We start from the raw sequence: 16648 nt of genomic DNA on the forward strand, positions 1-16648 counted from the left end.
CGATGACAGCCACAGAGATTGTACAATCCATCCATCCGCTGCCGGAAAAATCCCTGCAAAAAATCCTCGACCGATTGTCGGAAGTTGCCTATCCAAAAGGGCATTATCTGATTGAAAGCAATAAAATCGAAAACGATATTTATTTTATCAAAAAAGGAATGGCGCGGGCATTTTGTTATACCAGCGATACCGAAGTAACCTTTTGGTTTGGTCGGGAAGGAGGGGTTGTACTGTCGTTTAACAGCTATATCTTTGGAAAAACAGGATACGAAACAATAGAATTGCTCGAAAATGCCGAATTGTACCATATTAAGGCATCCGAGTTAAAAGCTTTGTACGAAGAAGATATCCATATCGCCAATTGGGGGCGAAAACTCAGCGAATACGAACTGGTTAAAACAGAAGAACGACTCATTTCCCGTCAGTTTAAATCGGCTTTAGAACGTTATGAAGAATTGATAAAAGGCGATCCGGAGTTATTAAACCGGGTATCCTTGGGACATATTGCGTCCTATTTGGGCGTAACTCAGGTCACCTTAAGTCGGATTCGAGCCGAAATTCGGTAGCTTTTTTATCATTTGTTAAAAAATAACCGACTAAAAAGACAGAATTTTGCGGTCTAAAAGTAAAGTATATGAACTGGATTTTAATTGTTATCGCCGGACTGTTTGAAGTAGGATTCGCTTCTTGTCTTGGAAAAGCCAAAGAAACCACCGGAAATGAATCCATTATGTGGTATTCGGGATTTTTTATCTGTCTAACCATTAGTATGTTGTTATTGATCAAAGCAACACAAACCTTACCAATTGGTACAGCCTATGCCGTGTGGACTGGAATTGGTGCGGTTGGTACCGTATTGGTCGGTATCATTATTTTTAAAGAACCGGCCGATTTTTGGAGAATGTTCTTTATTGTTACCCTGATTGCCTCAATCATCGGATTAAAATACGTATCCCACTAAAATCGAAAACTTTAAGAAATATTTAAAGCCGTCTTCCCTTTAATTTCACGTTGTTGGAAGTAACTTTGTATAGCACTAGGTTTTATAGTGCTTAAAAAAGAAGAGATGAAAGACAATTTTTCGAAAATAGCAGCAGAATATGCTGTTTTCAGACCGGGATATCCACAAGAAATTATCGACTATATAGTATCGTTGGCGCCACGTACGGAACAGGCGTTGGACATGGCTACGGGAAACGGTCAGTTGGCCCGGAAGTTAGCCTTATATTTTGATCAGGTGTATGCGACCGATATCAGCGCACAACAAATTGAAAATGCCGAAAAAGCAGCCAATATCACCTATAGCCTACAACCGTCTGAAAAAACCGATTTTACCGACAAACAATTTGATCTGATTGCGGTAGCGCAGGCGATACACTGGTTTGATTTTAATACGTTTAACAAAGAAATTTATAGAATCCTGAAAAACGATGGGGTTTTTGTAGTGTTGGGTTACGGATTGCTAAAAACAAACCCGAAAACCGACGCTATTATTAAAAAACTATATAAAGAAATTTTAGGCGAATACTGGGATAAGGAAAGACGTTATATCGACGAGAATTATAAAACGATTCCATTCCCGTATGAAGAAATCAAAACCAGATCGTTCGAAAACCATTACGAATGGGATTACGAGCAATTGTTGGGCTATTTGGGCACCTGGTCGGCGGTACAGCATTATAAAAAACAAAATCAGACCGACCCGTTGGAGCTTATCCGGAAAGAGCTGAAAACATCCTGGAAAGAAAGCGATAAAAAAGTAACATTTCCACTACTTTTGCGGATAGGAAAATTACAGAAAACACTTTAACGACTAGTTATGCCGAGAATAATAGCCATAGATTACGGACAAAAGCGAACCGGAATAGCGGTAACCGACGAATTGCAGATTATCGCATCGGGACTTACAACCGTTCCTTCGGAAGAGGTAATTGCGTTTTTAAAAACGTATTTTGAAAAAGAAGATGTGTTAAAAGTACTGATTGGCGAACCCTTACAAATGAACGGTCAGCCGTCTGAAAGTACACCGATAATCGAAGCTTTTGTAGCCCGGTTTAAAGCGGCTTTTCCCGACATGAAAGTGGAGCGGGTGGACGAACGTTTTACGTCAAAAATGGCTTTTCAGACCATGATCGATAGTGGATTAAAAAAGAAACAACGGCAAAATAAAGCCCTTATTGATGAGATTTCTGCAACAATTATGCTTCGGGATTATCTAACTCGAAAAATGATTTAGAAAAAAACTATAATTTACTAAAAGTGCATTTTGCATTGTAAAGGTTGGGAAAAAGTGATAGTTTTTCAAACTTTCTAAAGTAACTTTGCACTTTAAAATACTGCGATGACTACTACAATACAAAAAACTGAGGCCGATGTGGTCTTAATTGGAGCAGGAATAATGAGCGCAACATTAGGACTACTACTAAAAGAACTACAACCAAACTTAAAAATTGAAATCTTTGAACGTTTAGATGTTGCGGCTGCCGAAAGTTCGGATGCCTGGAACAATGCCGGAACAGGGCACTCAGCGTTTTGTGAATTGAACTACACACCGGAACTGGAAGACGGTTCCGTAGAAACCAAAAAAGCCGTAAAAATCGTGGAATCCTTTGAAGTTTCCCGACAATTCTGGGCCTATCTGGTAGAACAGGGATTACTGGATAATCCGGAAAGTTTTATCAGAAGTGTACCGCATATGAGCTTTGTTTGGGGAGATAAAAATGTAAAGTACCTTAAAAAACGATTTGAGGAACTACAAAAATACCATCTTTTTAAAGGAATGGAATATACGGAAGACCAGAACCAGATTCGCGAATGGGCTCCGTTGATCATGGAAGGCCGTAAAGGAACTAAAAAACTGGCGGCGACTTCGATGAAAATCGGTACCGATGTGAACTTTGGAGCGTTAACCCGTAGTATTTTTAATCATCTACAAAAACAGGACGGTGTAAAAATGCACTTTGTCCACGACGTAAAAGACCTTAAAAAGTACGAGGATGGAAGCTGGAAAGTAAAAGTAAAAGACGAAACCAACGGACAGAAAAAACGGGTAAAAGCAAAATTCGTTTTTATCGGAGCCGGCGGGGGATCGTTATTATTACTGGAAAAAGCGAATATCCCGGAAGGAAACGGTTTTGGCGGATTCCCGGTAAGCGGACAATGGTTAAAATGTGTGAATCCTGAAATCATCGAAAAACACCAGGCAAAGGTATACGGAAAAGCATCGGTTGGAGCACCGCCAATGTCGGTTCCGCATATCGATACCCGTATGATCGATGGTAAAAAAGCCCTGTTATTCGGACCTTATGCCGGATTTTCGACTAAGTTCCTGAAAAACGGATCATATTTCGATTTGGCGCAATCCATCAAATTAAACAATATCAAACCGATGCTTTCAGCCGGTATTAAAAATATTCCGTTGACAAAATATTTAATTGATCAAGTGTTTCAGTCTTCGGAAGACCGTTTAAAAGCGTTAAAAGAATATTTACCGGATGCGAAAAAAGAAGACTGGGTATTGGAAAATGCCGGTCAGCGTGTACAGGTAATTAAAAAAGACAAAGAGGGAAGAGGTGTCTTGGAATTCGGAACCGAAGTAGTGAATGCAGCCGACGGTACACTGGCGGTATTGCTGGGTGCTTCTCCGGGTGCTTCGACTACTGTTTCGATCATGTTGGATTTGCTAGGACGTTGTTTCCCGGAACAATTGGCAACTCCGGAATGGCAATCCAAGCTAAAAGAAATGATTCCTTCTTACGGTACTTTATTAAATGATCAACCGGAATTGGCCGATACATTACGTGCCCATACGGCTAAAGTATTAAAACTGGAAAACTAGATTATAGTTTAAAATAAACGAATAAAAAAGCGACATGTTATAACATGCCGCTTTTTTGTTGGGATGCCAGACCTGACAGGTTTTTAAAACCTGTCAGGTCTAACTTCTATTCAGCATTTTTGTTTTTTAAAGCAATAGTAGCTTTTAAAATATTTTCCGAAAGGTTGGTCAGCCAGATTAACTGTTCGATGACCAATTGCGCTTCTTCCAGTTTTAGTTTAAAATCGACATCATTTTCCAGATCTTCATGGAGTTCTTTGGCCCGAATGCTCTTTAATTCTGAGAAACTGACTTCCAGTTTGGTGCGTTCTTCTTCCGAAAGCAAATCACTTTTCGTATTATTCAATACGGCAATCGCCTGATCAAGATTTCGAACCACGGTATTGACCACGATATTAAAAGCTTCCGAAGCCTTGGTGGTTTTATGGGATTGGACATAAGTACCTATCGATGCCAGTGACGATAATAAGGTATGGTTGAGTACCGCCAGTTTAAAAACCTGCGACTTCTGACGTTGTTTGGATTTCGGTTCCTGAATCATACGCTGAAACGAAGCCATCAGGTTCCCGATTTCGATAAAAGCATGTTTCCGCGCCAGTTTATACGACGTGGTTACCTCGCCTTTTTTATTGTAAAAAACACTGATTTCCAGTAGATATTCCCGGTTGGCGGCAATCGCTTTTTCAAGGAAAGTCCGTACGTTTAGAAATTCCCAGGAAGGCCATAACAGGTAACTTGCCGTAAAGGAAAGTACCGCACCTACAAGTGTATCGAGAATACGGTATTGAATTACTTCGTTTACATTTGGGGTTAATATCCCGTAAATAAAAATCACATAAATCGTAACAAAAGTTGCTCCAATCTTATAATTGGTATTTGAAAACGTAAAGCCCAAAAGCATCGAAATCACGCATAAAACGCCTAAAATCGTATGATTGTTGGTGATATACAGAAAACCGAAAGCGATAATACCTCCTAAAACGGTTCCCAATATCCGTTCGATCGAACGCTGTTTGGTAAGCCCGTAACCCGGACGCATGATCACGACAATCGTTAACAGAATCCAATACGGATTCTGGAACGGTAAAAACTGTCCGATGATATATCCCAATAACAACGTAATTGTCATCCGTAGGGAATGGCGGAAAAAAGTAGAGGAAAAACTCAGGTTTTCGACCAATGTATTCCAACGGTAATTTTGTGGTGTCAGGAATTTTTCAATGTCCTTATTTCTGTTTTTATAATCCTGAAGGTTGATGGAATCGGAAAAAACACGTTCCAATACCTTGATTTTTTCAATCTGACGTTCGGCATAATGCAACATATTGTTAAGCATCAGTACGCCTTCATAAGCTTCGACTTTGCCTACGTTTTGTTCGTAGGCCGCGATAACTCTTTGTAAGGCTTCCAGATCTTCCAGTAACGAATGTCGGGATGTATATTTGGTGCCTTTTTCGATACTTCGGGCAATTTTCTTCAGACTGGCGGCAAGATTATATGCCAGATTCTGATAGGTTGCCAGTACTTTCTGATGTTCGGCAAACTTTTTATGTAATTTATCGTAATCGAATGCTGTCGATAAAGCCAGTTCCAGAATATCGACCATCGTGGTAAAAACGATCAGCATCTTACGGTTATGGTTCGAGTTGGACGAGCTGTTGTTTCGGATTAAAAACTCGCGCAGGTTCTCGTGAATCGCATTAATTTCGACCTGTAAGTGCAATTGCTTTTCGATGATTTTGGATTTATTCGCGTCGATATTCCAAAGATCACCTCTCAATTTCAGGTATTTGGACGTGAGTCGGATGCAATCTACGGTTTGTAATTCGACATAGCGTTTCGGACGGATAAAATAGAAAAGCAGTGAAATCAGGATATAAAAAAGACCGCCAACGGCAATCCATACACTATGCATGATCAAATCCCAACCTTTATAATCGTGACTAAAAGCCAGCGCGATGGCAATAAGTCCGGAAAACGAAACCAGATTTGCCCGTTGTCCGTAGGCCGACAACATCGAAAGGAAAAACAACGTAATACCCATTACCGGATATAAAACCCAGGGATGGTGACTACAGGCGCTGATCAATAAGGTACAGGCCGCACCGAGGAAAACCGCAACCAGCAAACCGTTTATTTTGTGTTTCAGATTCCCGTGAATATCGCTCGGAAAAGCCATAATCGTTCCCAATGCAACGGTAAAGCCAATGCTGGAATAATCCAGTCGGGCAAAAACGATAAATGGAATTACAGCGGCAAGGGTAACTTTAAAAGCATTCGTGAAGTTGGTACTGTCGATGAATTTTCTAATTTGATATAGCATTGTCACAGTGTTAAAAACAAAGGTAGAAAATGTAAAAAAAGTAAGCATAAAATTAAGAATGATTTTGCATAAAAATGTTTAAAAAAAGTCAAATCCGGAGAATCGGTATCGGAATCTGTAAAAAATCATTACTTTTGCGCACGGATTAAGGGTATGATTTTTGCTTTTAATCCACGTAAATCCTTTAAAATAAGAATAATGATTTTACCTATTATCGGATATGGGGATCCCGTACTGCGCAAAGTATGTGATGAAGTGACGCAGGATTACCCGAAATTGAAAGAAACGATAGCAAACATGTACGATACGATGTATAATGCCTATGGTGTTGGTTTGGCCGCGCCGCAGGTAGGAATGCCGATTCGCATCTTTATCATCGATTGTGAACCGTTTAGCGATAGTGAAGATCTGACGCAGGAAGAACAGGAACTGTTAAAAAACTTCCGCAAAACGTTTATCAATGCCAAAATTCTAAAAGAAGAAGGCGAAGAGTGGGGATTCAACGAAGGTTGTTTGAGTATTCCGGATGTTCGGGAAGATGTATTCCGTAAAGAACAGATCACAATCGAATATTACGACGAGGACTTTAACAAGCATACCGATGTTTACGACGGATTGATTGCCAGAGTAATCCAACACGAATACGATCATATCGAAGGAATATTGTTTACGGACAAAATTTCGTCCTTGAAAAAAAGATTAATTTCAAAAAAATTACAAAACATTATGGAAGGCAAAACGCGTCCGGATTATAAAATGAAATTTATTGCCAAAAAAGGGCGATAATTTTTGTTTTTCAATTCAAAGATTAGATATTTGTCATCCTTTAAAAAAATAGAAAAATGAGCATCGAAAGAATATTAGCAATTTCAGGAAAACCAGGTTTATACGCATTAAAATTACAAACCAGAACCGGATTTGTAGCCGAATCATTATTAGACGGTAAAAAAATCACGGTTGGTTTACGTAGTAATGTAAGTTTACTGTCTGAAATTTCAATCTATACCTATGATGGAGAAATCCGTTTGGCAGAAGTTTTCAGAGCAATTGCTGAAAAAGAAGACAACGGACCTGCGATTTCACACAAAGAAGATAACGCAACATTGGAAACCTATTTCAGAGAAGTATTACCGGAATTTGACGAAGACAGAGTATATGCTTCCGATATTAAAAAAGTATTGAACTGGTACAACATGTTACAGGCTAACGGATTGGTGTCGAAAGAAGCACCGGCCGAAGCAGCTGAAACAGAAACAGCTACTGAAGAATAATTGCTGAAACACTTGTAAAATAATCCTGCCTTCGGGCGGGATTTCTTATTTTTACACAAATTCTGAACCTATGAATACACGACAGCAGCAACTGGACGCTTTTAATCGCTTACTCGATATTATGGAAGACCTACGGGCAAAATGTCCCTGGGATAAAAAGCAAACGCTGGAAAGCCTTCGCCATCTTACGATTGAAGAAGTTTATGAACTGGGCGATGCGATTCTGGATAACGATCTGGACGAAATCAAAAAAGAACTGGGCGATGTCTTGTTGCATATCGTTTTCTATGCTAAAATCGGAAGTGAAAAAGAGGCATTCGATATCGGCGATGTAGCCAATTCAATCTGTGACAAGCTCATTGATAGACATCCGCATATCTATGGTGATACGGTCGTAGAAAACGAAGAACAGGTCAAACAGAATTGGGAAAAATTAAAACTCAAAGAAGGTAAGAAATCCGTTTTGGAAGGCGTACCTAAAAGTCTGCCGGCATTGGTAAAAGCCAGTCGGATTCAGGATAAGGTAAAAGGAGTCGGTTTCGACTGGGAAGAACCGCATCAGGTATGGGATAAGGTTCAGGAGGAACTGGAAGAATTACAGGTTGAAGTCCAAAGAGGGGATCAGGATAAGGTGGAAGCCGAGTTTGGAGACGTATTGTTTTCGATGATCAACTATGCTCGTTTTCTAAATGTAAACCCGGAAGATGCTTTGGAGCGAACCAATAAAAAGTTTATCAAACGCTTTCAGTATCTCGAAAGTAAAGCCGCCGAAATGGGAAAACCACTGGCGGATATGACCCTGGCCGAAATGGATGTTTTCTGGGAAGAAGCTAAAAAACACTAAAATGATCGCACAAACACCGGAACCACCGTATTATGCGGTGATCTTTACATCCGAACGAACGGAAATTGACGACGATTATGGCCTAACAGCCGATCGTATGGTCGAACTTGCCAAACAGCAACCCGGTTTTCTAGGAGTGGAATCGGCTCGGAATGCGATTGGTATTACGGTTTCCTACTGGTCCGATTTGGAAGCAATTACCCACTGGAAAAAAAATGTCGAACATACCATTGCCCGCGAAAAAGGACGTACCGACTGGTATCGCGTTTTTAAAGTGCGTATTGCCAAAGTGGAAAGCGATTATGGTTTTGAAAAATAAAAGATAACAAACGAACAGATGAATAAAATTACCCTACTGTTTTTATTGACAGTTAACGTTCTTTTTGCACAAAAAAATAGTACAGTTGCCGAAATCGCCATACAGGTAAAACCCGGCACAACAGAAGAATTGGTATACGGTTTTGCCGAAGGTGATCAGATTTTGCTCACTTTTGAAGAGGAAAATGGAAAAAAGCTAAACGAAGTATCGGTTTCGGAATTTCCGGACATCCTGAAATTTAAAGCGATGGATGTCAAAAAAGTAAAAAAACAGGCCATTGTGGTGAATCATAAAGGGGTTTATAAATTCCTTTTTAAAAATACCGATAAGGAACCCAAACAACTTTCGGTATTGATACAACGTATACCGGCTACTGAAGAAAACCGGAATTTCAATACGACGGTCAAATGGGTAACGGAACAGGACACGACCTGGAATTCGTTTACCAAAGAAGTTGTGGTGGGTTATGATACGTTATATGTTCGTAAAACCAGAAAGGTAGTTACTTTCGAAAAGAAATACGAGGAAATGGTGGTTGACAAAAGTCAGCGGGTGAGTGCTAAAACAAGCCTGGATCCGAGTCAATCGGGGATCTTTTTTGCACTACCGGGGAATACCATTACGGCAGATGAAACCAAAAAAGTAGTGGCTTGGGCGTATTGGGTTGGCGTTGGAAAAGAAAGCAATGATTATTGGCAACAAAACCGTAAGGTTATCGTAGGGGCTGTTCAGGGCGCGACAACGATTTTTACCAGTCCGTTAGGTGGACTTGCGGCCGGAGCGGTAACCAACCTGGCGTTGCCGTCTATTGGGGAAGATGTGGAATATGCTTTGGTAAACGAAGAGAACAAAAAGTTATACCTTCAGGGGAAACCGATTAAATCCTACGATTTCGGAAAAGGAATTGCAACATCGAAACGCTTTACCGAACTGGGAATGTTACAGGGGAAATTCTATGTGATGCTGAAAAATGACAACTACGTACAGCCTATCGATGTGAATGTAAAAGTATCGGCTATTATTGAACATAAAAAGTTTAAAGAGGAGACCTATATGGACAAACAGATCAGTCCGAAATATGAAAAAAAGATACTGTCCGAACCGAATATCGTAACCCGTAAATTCCCGTCAACGTTCGATTATAAACGGAAATAGAAAGAGAATAAAGAGAAAAGAATAAAGAGAAAAGAGGCTGGAATTTCCAGCCTCTTTTTGTTTTACACCTGACAGGTTTCTAAAAAGCAGCTTTGATCAAAGCTGCTTTTTTATTACGTGCTACACCTGACAGGTTTCAAAAACCTGTCAGGTGTGAAAAATAAGATTATATCTTTTTAAAGATCACAATTCCATTATGACCACCAAAACCGAATGCGTTACTCATCGCAACATCCACTTTTTTCTCAAGTGCCTGATTCGCTACGATATGAATGCCTTCCGGAATATTTGGATCAACGTCATCCAAATTGATGGTTGGCGGAATAATCCCGTGATTAATCGCTTTAATCGACAGTATGGCTTCGATCGCACCGGCAGCTCCTAATAAGTGCCCGGTCATCGATTTGGTTGCGCTTACGCTAAGATTCGGACTGTTAGCAAATACTTTTGTAACAGCCGTTAACTCACTCACGTCACCAACAGGAGTGGAAGTCGCGTGCATGTTTAGATAATCCACCTGATCCGGAGTCAATTGCGCTTCTTCAAGAGCCAACTCCATCGCTTTAGCGGCACCGATTCCTTCCGGATGCGGTGAAGTCATATGATAAGCATCGGCTGTCATTGACGCACCTACGATTTCCGCATAAATTTTAGCCCCTCTTTTTATCGCATGATCATAATCTTCCAGAATTAAGGCTCCGGCACCTTCACCCATCACAAACCCGTCGCGATTCACGTCAAAAGGGCGACTTGCCGCTGCCGGATCGTCATTGCGGGTCGACATGGCTTTAAGGGCCGAAAAACCACCCATGGAAGCCGGCGTAATCGGTGCTTCCGAACCACCGGTGATAAATATTTTGGCTTTACCCAGTTTGATATAATTATACGCATCCATGATCGCGGTATTAGACGTCGCACAAGCCGAAACTGTCGTATAATTGATTCCGCGTAATCCGTATTTCATCGAGATCATTCCCGATGCCATATTGATGATCAATTTCGGAACAAAAAACGGACTAAAACGAGGTGTACCGTCGCCTAAAGTATAATCGCGCACTTCGTTTTCGAACGTCTCCATTCCACCTTGTCCAACGCCCCAAATCACCCCAATATCAAACGGATCGATAGTGGTTAAATCCAATCCGGAATCTTCCATTGCCTCAGCGGCACTATATAAAGCATACTGTGTAAACAAGTCACTACGCTTGATTTCGTTATGGGTCAGATAATTCGAAGGTGTAAAGTCCTTTACCTCACAGGCAATCTGCGATTTGAATTTCGAAGCGTCGAAACGCGTTATTTTGGAGGCTCCGCTAATTCCTTTGATACTGTTGTTCCAGAATTCGGCTACCGTATTTCCAATTGGGGTAAGCGCCCCAAGTCCTGTAATTACAACTCTTTTCATTATTAATGGTTTTCTACTGATAAGTATGTTTAAAAATCTACGTTTCCTGAATATTTTGCTGAATCACCTGGCAAACATCGTTTTGCAATACCTTGTTTAAAAGCAAAGAAGCCAATAACGACGATTGAATGCAATAGGCTTTCGCTTTTGGTGTCTCTGTAAAATGAAAACTACCATCGGCTTTGCCTTTTTCCAGTAAACCGGTGAGCCATTGAAGGATACTTTCGGCCATTTCTTTTAGCTTTTGCTGCATCTCGGGCGATAAGGTATCGTGTACCGGAGACAAAGCACCCATAAGACATACCCATCGATTTTCACGGGTTTTATTATGCATACAGGTATACTGATGCAGTTGCGTCTCATACGGTAATGATTCCCATGCGGCAATGGTTTCCAAAAACTTTTCCGTTGTATGATCAATTACAGCTGCGCCCAAATCCGATTTGGAGGGAAAATAGTAATGTATGGCCGCATTTTTAATGTTCAGTTCTTTGGAAATATCCGCATAACTAAATGCATTATAGCCTTTTGACCGGATCAATTCGTCGGCAAGCCGGATAATATGGGATCGGGTATCCTTCATCGGGACAAAGATATGAATTTTACTTATTAGTAAGTAAGTGTTGTGATTTATTTTATATCGGTACGCAACAAGTTGGTATATCCTTTGGCTAAGAGTCGGGTTTTATCGTGATTCCAGATTTCGCATTGGGCATTTACGATTTGTTTTCCTTTTTTGTTGATGGCTGTTTCGGCAATAATAACATCGTTTTCGCGTGCCGAAGCAAAATAATCGATCACATTATTAATCGTCGGATAAAAATAAGGTTCATTATAGGAAATCAGTGTCGCACCGATCGCATCGTCTATTATGGCGGCGATAATACCACCGTGTAACGTGCGATACGGATTCGTCATTTCGTGACGTATCGTGTATTGGAAAACCAGTTTGCCTTCTTCGACTTCAAGCATCGTTGGTCGAAGCCAGTTCATAAAAGGAGATGGAGAAGTACTGACTTCCTTGCCAATATGTTGTTTTAAAAAATCAAAAGCGTCGTTTTTCATAGGATAAAATAAGATTAAAGTTTTTCGAGAACTACTGCCGATGCACCACCACCGCCATTGCAGATTGCAGCGACACCATAACGGCCGTTTTCCTGTTCCAAAACGGAGATCAAAGTTGTGATGATTCGGGCGCCGGAAACTCCGATAGGATGACCCATAGCCACCGCGCCACCATATACGTTTACTTTTTCGGGCGCAAGACCTAGTATTTGCTGATTGGCCAGAATCACAGCCGAATAGGCTTCGTTGATTTCATAATAATCGATCGTATCCAAGGTCAGATTTGCCTGTTCCAAGGCTTTTGGAATTGCAAGCGAAGGCGAAGTGGTAAACCATTCCGGAGCTTGTGCAGCGTCGGCATAACCGATAATTCGGGCTACGGGTTTTAGGTTGTATTGCGCCACCGCCTCATCGGAAGCCAGTAAAATAGCGCAGGCGGCATCGTTTAAATTACTAGCATTCGCAGCGGTTATGGTGCCATTTTCTTCAAACGAAGGCGCTAATTTTGCGATTTTCTCCGGGATGATTTTATAAATGTCCTCGTCCTGATCCATAATCCGGGTTTCCTTTTTGTCTTGTAACGTGATCGGAATTATTTCGTTTTTGAATTTACCCGATTGCGTAGCCTCGGTAGCTTTGCGATAGGATTCCAATGCATAGGCATCCTGTGCTTCCCGACTGATATTGAATTTACGGGCGCAGATTTCGGCGGCATTTCCCATATGAAAATGATGATACGGATCGGTTAGTCCGTCTTTTAAAAGTCCGTCGGTTAGAGTATCGTGTCCCATTTTGGTACCTTTTCGGTGTTGGATATAATGCGGAACATTACTCATGCTTTCCATACCACCGGCCAATACAATTTGATCGATTCCCAATTGGATTTGTTGTGCGCCCAACATAACCGCTTTCATACCGGAGGAACAAACCTTGTTGATCGTTGTACAATCTGTTTTGTCCGGAATTCCGGCGTTTAATGCGGCTTGTCTGGCTGGCGATTGCCCCAGATTGGCAGAAAGGACGTTCCCCAAATAGACGGAATCAATTGCGGTTGGCGGTACTCCGCTTTGTTCTAAAAGTCCGTTTATGGCGATTTTACCAAGTTCGGTGGCACTTAATGCCGATAAGCTACCCAGAAATCCTCCAATAGGAGTACGTCGGGCTAAGATGATGTTTACATTTTTCATAAAATAGTTTTTATACCGATCGGTATATTTTTAAATAAAAAAAATCAGAGTTCGAGTATTAGTTTTCGCAGCGTATGCATAACGGAGCGATTATGGTTTAGTTTTCCAGTTAGTTTGATCATCATACGGGAACCTTCGATCAATGCGATGATTGCCAATGCATTTTCCTCGGCATCGGTTTCGGGTTTAAATTCCCCTTTTTCTTTTCCTTTGTTGATAAGATGGGTTAAGGAATCTTTCCAATATAATAAGGCATTTTTGGCCGTTTCTTTTAACGCCGGATGGGTGTCGTCTGCTTCGATGGCAGTATTTAAAATCGGGCAACCGCCAGCCGGGAAGTCGTGCTTGGCGAAATCTTCATATAAATCCGGATAACATAGCAATTTGTCCCGATAGCTCTTTTTTTCGGCGATAGCGCGGATCACAAGGCTACTGACTTTATTGAGATTGTGTTCCAAAACGGCCAGTGCAACCTCGTCTTTATTTTTAAAATTGCCGTAAATACTCCCTTTAGTCAAACCGGTTACACTGGTAAGATCCTGTAAAGAAGTACCCCAAAACCCTCTGGAATTAAAGACCGGAGCGGTTTTTTCGATAATAAATTGCCTGGTTTTTTCAGCTTTTCCCATCAGTTACGGATAAAAAACAAATATATACCGATTGGTATTATTTCGCAATACTTTTAATTTAAAATTAGTATTTGGAAATGGTGTTTCGCCTATTTTTGTAGTGATAAAACCGCAAAAGACCATGAAAATATCCGATTATGCCCTTGATTTTAAAGCCATTTTTCCGGAATACGAAAACCGGTTTCCATGGGAAATAACACCGAAAATCCCGGAAATCGTACAGAACCGGATTACTGAGCTATCGGAAGAAGAATACCATATCGACGGCACAATTGCGATCCATAAAACAGCGGTTATCGAAACGGGGGTGATTTTAAAAGGACCAATTCTGATTTCAAAAAACTGTTTTGTTGGCGCACATGCCTATTTACGCGGCGGTGTTTTTTTGGCCGAATCGGTAAAAATTGGTCCGGGATGCGAAATCAAAACCAGTATGCTACTTCCCGGTTCGGCTACGGCTCATTTTAACTTTATAGGCGATAGTATTATCGGAAGTTATGTGAATTTCGAGGCCGGATCCGTGATCGCGAATCTTTATAACGAACGGGAAGATAAACAAATAACGGTTCGTATAGGTATGGAAAACAAGGCAACCGGAGTCGAAAAATTCGGTGCTTTAGTCGGCGATTATTCTAAGATTGGAGCGAACGCAGTTTTATCACCCGGAACCATTTTAGATTCAAGGACGATAGTCGGGCGATTAGCATTAATTGACCAGCAATCAGGCCAATTGTGACCGTTTTCGCAACAGCATATAGACTAAAGCAATAACCGCCATTACGGCTGTGGTATACATAATGATTGGAATTTTAGCGATGACATCCTGATAATACCATCCGGCACAAAGCGCACCAAGACCAATACCGGCTTCCAGTGCGATATACATCGTAGCCATGGCTTTTCCTCGGTGATCCACATGACTCATATCGACGGTCCAGGCATTTAAAGCCGGTGATAGTATACCCGTTGCGATACCATAAATAGAAGAACCGATCATCAATCCGGTAAACGTATCGGCATAACCGATGACGGCTAACGAAACAAATAGTAAAACCAGTCCGATATTGATCACGCGGATGCGTCCGTATTGATCGGAGGCTTTACCGGCTATAAATCGGATCACTAAAGAGGCGATCGTATACACCATAAAAAACAAACCTTTATTCTCAATTCCCATATGCTGACTCCAATCCGGGATAAGGGTTAGTATCGCGCCATAGGCAATATAAGACAGAAAGGTAACAATAGCAGCCGGAAGTACTTCGATAGCAATAATATCCTTTCGAGAGATTTTTAAAATAGAAAAACGAAAGCGTTCTTTGTCCTTTAGTGTCTCTTTCATATTCATCAGAATCAGGATCGATAACAGCGCAAACAGGGAAGAGGCATAAAACAGTATATTCATCGAAAAATAGAGCTTTATCGAACTCCCGATTGCCGGTCCGATTGCCATTCCGGTACTAAAACAAAGTCCATGTAATCCCAACGCTTCGCCCCAACGTTCTCTTGGAATAATATCGGCCACATAGGCAGCCGTAGCGGTAGGTTTAAAACCGGTTGAAAAACCGTGTAGTAATCGCAGGAATAAAAAGCCGGAAACCGTACTTAAAATCGGGTAAAGGAAACCACAAACAAAGCAAACGATAGAACCGGTAGCCATAACGGGAACGCGTCCCATGGTATCGGTAAGCCGACCGCTAAAAGGTCGTGAAATACCGGCAGTAAGTGTAAATAAAGCGATGATCAAACCTTTATACTCCGCACCGCCCATACTACTCAGATATTCCGGTAGTTCGGGGATAAGCATATTAAAACTGGCTGAAAATAATAAAGAGCTCAGGCAGACCAAGCCGAAGTGAATATTGTAAATGGGGTGGGATGGCTTAGTAATCATTTCCGATAAAGATTTTAAGCACGCAAAAATACGAACTAAATGCGAGACGATAAAAAATTGTCCGATCTATTTGGAAGCGTTGTGAGGTTATTTTTGATCATCCGATTTGTTAAAAAAATAAAACAGCTTGGGTTTAGTCGGATAAAAACGCATTTTTTGTAAGGTGATTTTGGTTATGTTTTAATTTTGTAAAGTTTTTTTAGTTAAAAAAATAGCGGAGTTAATTATTTTTTTTTATAATTTTAGGAGTAAGTTTCAACCATTAAAATTATAACTAATGAAAAAGTTAACGTTAACCCTTGCTGTATGCGGAATGTTATTCGCAACATCGTGTAAAAAAGAAACACCAAAACCGGAAGAAGAAACAATGGAAGTAGCGCCACCACCGGCACCTGCTGAAATGGAAGCCGACACCAACTCGGATATGGCGAAGTTGGAGGCCGACGTAAAAGCTGCAGAGAAGTCGTTGGAAGAAGCAAAAGCTAAAGGTGATAAAGCTGCCGAAAAACTGGCTCAGGAAGCTGTAGACAAAGCGAAAGCCGCTTGGGAAACAGCAAAAACCAAAACAGTTGAAGCGGCTCAGGACGTAAAAGACGCGGCTAATAAAGCGGCAGAAGACGTTAAAGCCGGAACCGAAAAAGCGAAAGAAGATGCTAAAAACGCTATGGATAAATTGAAAAAATAATTGGCATAAAAAAGAAATAAAAACCGGGATCTT

General features: G+C 40.9%; 19 protein-coding genes. 12 read left to right on the forward strand and 7 right to left on the reverse strand.

What is annotated here, in order from left to right:
* Positions 1-2 precede the first annotated feature (2 nt).
* The 5 genes from AAFN64_RS05085 (at position 3) to AAFN64_RS05105 (ending at position 3838) form a co-directional block, all read left to right on the forward strand.
* Positions 3-566, forward strand: coding sequence for a Crp/Fnr family transcriptional regulator (locus AAFN64_RS05085; protein WP_300486600.1), 564 nt, complete (start codon positions 3-5; stop codon positions 564-566).
* Between the two features lie 68 nt (positions 567-634).
* On the forward strand, positions 635-961 hold the full coding sequence (locus AAFN64_RS05090) for a multidrug efflux SMR transporter (RefSeq protein WP_300486603.1): 327 nt from the start codon (positions 635-637) through the stop codon (positions 959-961).
* A gap of 105 nt (positions 962-1066) precedes the next feature.
* The gene (locus tag AAFN64_RS05095) at positions 1067-1810 is read left to right on the forward strand and encodes a class I SAM-dependent methyltransferase (protein ID WP_347759485.1); all 744 of its coding nucleotides are present in this window, start codon (positions 1067-1069) and stop codon (positions 1808-1810) included.
* 9 nt (positions 1811-1819) lie between these two features.
* Positions 1820-2236 (forward strand): Holliday junction resolvase RuvX, encoded by a 417-nt coding sequence (gene ruvX, locus AAFN64_RS05100; protein ID WP_347759486.1) that lies wholly within the window; start codon positions 1820-1822, stop codon positions 2234-2236.
* 105 nt (positions 2237-2341) lie between these two features.
* Complete coding sequence (locus AAFN64_RS05105) at positions 2342-3838, forward strand: malate:quinone oxidoreductase (protein WP_347759487.1); 1497 nt, start codon at positions 2342-2344, stop codon at positions 3836-3838.
* A 106-nt stretch (positions 3839-3944) separates the two neighbouring features.
* On the opposite strand, the gene AAFN64_RS05110 is transcribed toward AAFN64_RS05105, so the two are convergent.
* Positions 3945-6161 carry an FUSC family membrane protein gene (locus AAFN64_RS05110; RefSeq protein ID WP_347759488.1) on the reverse strand — a complete coding sequence of 739 codons (2217 nt, stop codon included), beginning with the start codon at positions 6159-6161 and terminating at the stop codon, positions 3945-3947.
* Between the two features lie 198 nt (positions 6162-6359).
* Here AAFN64_RS05110 and def point away from each other — a divergent pair, with 198 nt between their 5' ends.
* The 5 genes from def (at position 6360) to AAFN64_RS05135 (ending at position 9750) form a co-directional block, all read left to right on the forward strand.
* Complete coding sequence (gene def, locus AAFN64_RS05115) at positions 6360-6947, forward strand: peptide deformylase (RefSeq protein ID WP_300486620.1); 588 nt, start codon at positions 6360-6362, stop codon at positions 6945-6947.
* Positions 6948-7003: 56 nt separating this feature from the next.
* On the forward strand, positions 7004-7432 hold the full coding sequence (locus AAFN64_RS05120; RefSeq protein WP_300486623.1) for a DUF5606 domain-containing protein: 429 nt from the start codon (positions 7004-7006) through the stop codon (positions 7430-7432).
* A 70-nt stretch (positions 7433-7502) separates the two neighbouring features.
* Positions 7503-8276, forward strand: a complete 774-nt coding sequence (mazG, locus tag AAFN64_RS05125; protein WP_347759489.1) for a nucleoside triphosphate pyrophosphohydrolase — start codon at positions 7503-7505, stop codon at positions 8274-8276.
* Position 8277: 1 nt separating this feature from the next.
* A complete protein-coding gene (locus AAFN64_RS05130) occupies positions 8278-8595 on the forward strand; it encodes an antibiotic biosynthesis monooxygenase (protein WP_347759490.1) in 318 nt (105 codons plus the stop codon).
* Between the two features lie 18 nt (positions 8596-8613).
* The gene (locus AAFN64_RS05135; protein WP_347759491.1) at positions 8614-9750 is read left to right on the forward strand and encodes a hypothetical protein; all 1137 of its coding nucleotides are present in this window, start codon (positions 8614-8616) and stop codon (positions 9748-9750) included.
* 166 nt (positions 9751-9916) lie between these two features.
* Here the strand turns inward: AAFN64_RS05135 and fabF are convergent, their stop codons facing one another.
* Genes fabF through AAFN64_RS05160 form a run of 5 tightly spaced genes read right to left on the reverse strand, consistent with a single transcriptional unit; the run spans position 9917 to position 14036 of the window.
* Entirely contained in the window at positions 9917-11155 is a 1239-nt protein-coding gene (gene fabF / locus AAFN64_RS05140; protein ID WP_347759492.1) for a beta-ketoacyl-ACP synthase II, read from the reverse strand.
* A gap of 37 nt (positions 11156-11192) precedes the next feature.
* Positions 11193-11738 carry a TetR/AcrR family transcriptional regulator gene (locus tag AAFN64_RS05145; RefSeq protein WP_300486635.1) on the reverse strand — a complete coding sequence of 182 codons (546 nt, stop codon included), beginning with the start codon at positions 11736-11738 and terminating at the stop codon, positions 11193-11195.
* A 47-nt stretch (positions 11739-11785) separates the two neighbouring features.
* On the reverse strand, positions 11786-12220 hold the full coding sequence (locus AAFN64_RS05150; RefSeq protein WP_347759493.1) for a hotdog domain-containing protein: 435 nt from the start codon (positions 12218-12220) through the stop codon (positions 11786-11788).
* 14 nt (positions 12221-12234) lie between these two features.
* Positions 12235-13407, reverse strand: coding sequence for an acetyl-CoA C-acyltransferase (locus AAFN64_RS05155; RefSeq protein WP_347759494.1), 1173 nt, complete (start codon positions 13405-13407; stop codon positions 12235-12237).
* A 44-nt stretch (positions 13408-13451) separates the two neighbouring features.
* Positions 13452-14036, reverse strand: a complete 585-nt coding sequence (locus AAFN64_RS05160) for a TetR/AcrR family transcriptional regulator (RefSeq protein WP_347759495.1) — start codon at positions 14034-14036, stop codon at positions 13452-13454.
* A 121-nt stretch (positions 14037-14157) separates the two neighbouring features.
* On the opposite strand from AAFN64_RS05160, the gene AAFN64_RS05165 reads away from it, so the two are divergent.
* On the forward strand, positions 14158-14772 hold the full coding sequence (locus tag AAFN64_RS05165; RefSeq protein ID WP_347759496.1) for an LpxA family transferase: 615 nt from the start codon (positions 14158-14160) through the stop codon (positions 14770-14772).
* Here the strand turns inward: AAFN64_RS05165 and AAFN64_RS05170 are convergent.
* On the reverse strand, positions 14758-15930 hold the full coding sequence (locus tag AAFN64_RS05170) for an MFS transporter (protein WP_300486649.1): 1173 nt from the start codon (positions 15928-15930) through the stop codon (positions 14758-14760). The genes AAFN64_RS05165 and AAFN64_RS05170 overlap by 15 nt on opposite strands.
* Before the next feature lie 277 nt (positions 15931-16207).
* Between AAFN64_RS05170 and AAFN64_RS05175 the strand changes: the two genes are divergently transcribed.
* Positions 16208-16615 carry a hypothetical protein gene (locus tag AAFN64_RS05175; RefSeq protein WP_136402666.1) on the forward strand — a complete coding sequence of 136 codons (408 nt, stop codon included), beginning with the start codon at positions 16208-16210 and terminating at the stop codon, positions 16613-16615.
* Positions 16616-16648 lie beyond the last annotated feature (33 nt).

Source organism: Flavobacterium sp. CAU 1735, assembly GCF_039888695.1.
In the GTDB taxonomy this organism is placed as follows: domain Bacteria; phylum Bacteroidota; class Bacteroidia; order Flavobacteriales; family Flavobacteriaceae; genus Flavobacterium.

Excerpts from the sequence above, each read along its gene's own strand:
- AAFN64_RS05085 (WP_300486600.1), top strand. The coding sequence starts at position 3 with ATGACAGCCACAGAGATTGTACAATCCATCCATCCGCTGCCGGAAAAA.
- AAFN64_RS05090 (WP_300486603.1), top strand. The coding sequence starts at position 635 with ATGAACTGGATTTTAATTGTTATCGCCGGACTGTTTGAAGTAGGATTC.
- AAFN64_RS05095 (WP_347759485.1), top strand. The coding sequence starts at position 1,067 with ATGAAAGACAATTTTTCGAAAATAGCAGCAGAATATGCTGTTTTCAGA.
- ruvX (WP_347759486.1), top strand. The coding sequence starts at position 1,820 with ATGCCGAGAATAATAGCCATAGATTACGGACAAAAGCGAACCGGAATA.
- AAFN64_RS05105 (WP_347759487.1), top strand. The coding sequence starts at position 2,342 with ATGACTACTACAATACAAAAAACTGAGGCCGATGTGGTCTTAATTGGA.
- AAFN64_RS05110 (WP_347759488.1), bottom strand. The coding sequence starts at position 6,161 with ATGCTATATCAAATTAGAAAATTCATCGACAGTACCAACTTCACGAAT.
- def (WP_300486620.1), top strand. The coding sequence starts at position 6,360 with ATGATTTTACCTATTATCGGATATGGGGATCCCGTACTGCGCAAAGTA.
- AAFN64_RS05120 (WP_300486623.1), top strand. The coding sequence starts at position 7,004 with ATGAGCATCGAAAGAATATTAGCAATTTCAGGAAAACCAGGTTTATAC.
- mazG (WP_347759489.1), top strand. The coding sequence starts at position 7,503 with ATGAATACACGACAGCAGCAACTGGACGCTTTTAATCGCTTACTCGAT.
- AAFN64_RS05130 (WP_347759490.1), top strand. The coding sequence starts at position 8,278 with ATGATCGCACAAACACCGGAACCACCGTATTATGCGGTGATCTTTACA.
- AAFN64_RS05135 (WP_347759491.1), top strand. The coding sequence starts at position 8,614 with ATGAATAAAATTACCCTACTGTTTTTATTGACAGTTAACGTTCTTTTT.
- fabF (WP_347759492.1), bottom strand. The coding sequence starts at position 11,155 with ATGAAAAGAGTTGTAATTACAGGACTTGGGGCGCTTACCCCAATTGGA.
- AAFN64_RS05145 (WP_300486635.1), bottom strand. The coding sequence starts at position 11,738 with ATGAAGGATACCCGATCCCATATTATCCGGCTTGCCGACGAATTGATC.
- AAFN64_RS05150 (WP_347759493.1), bottom strand. The coding sequence starts at position 12,220 with ATGAAAAACGACGCTTTTGATTTTTTAAAACAACATATTGGCAAGGAA.
- AAFN64_RS05155 (WP_347759494.1), bottom strand. The coding sequence starts at position 13,407 with ATGAAAAATGTAAACATCATCTTAGCCCGACGTACTCCTATTGGAGGA.
- AAFN64_RS05160 (WP_347759495.1), bottom strand. The coding sequence starts at position 14,036 with ATGGGAAAAGCTGAAAAAACCAGGCAATTTATTATCGAAAAAACCGCT.
- AAFN64_RS05165 (WP_347759496.1), top strand. The coding sequence starts at position 14,158 with ATGAAAATATCCGATTATGCCCTTGATTTTAAAGCCATTTTTCCGGAA.
- AAFN64_RS05170 (WP_300486649.1), bottom strand. The coding sequence starts at position 15,930 with ATGATTACTAAGCCATCCCACCCCATTTACAATATTCACTTCGGCTTG.
- AAFN64_RS05175 (WP_136402666.1), top strand. The coding sequence starts at position 16,208 with ATGAAAAAGTTAACGTTAACCCTTGCTGTATGCGGAATGTTATTCGCA.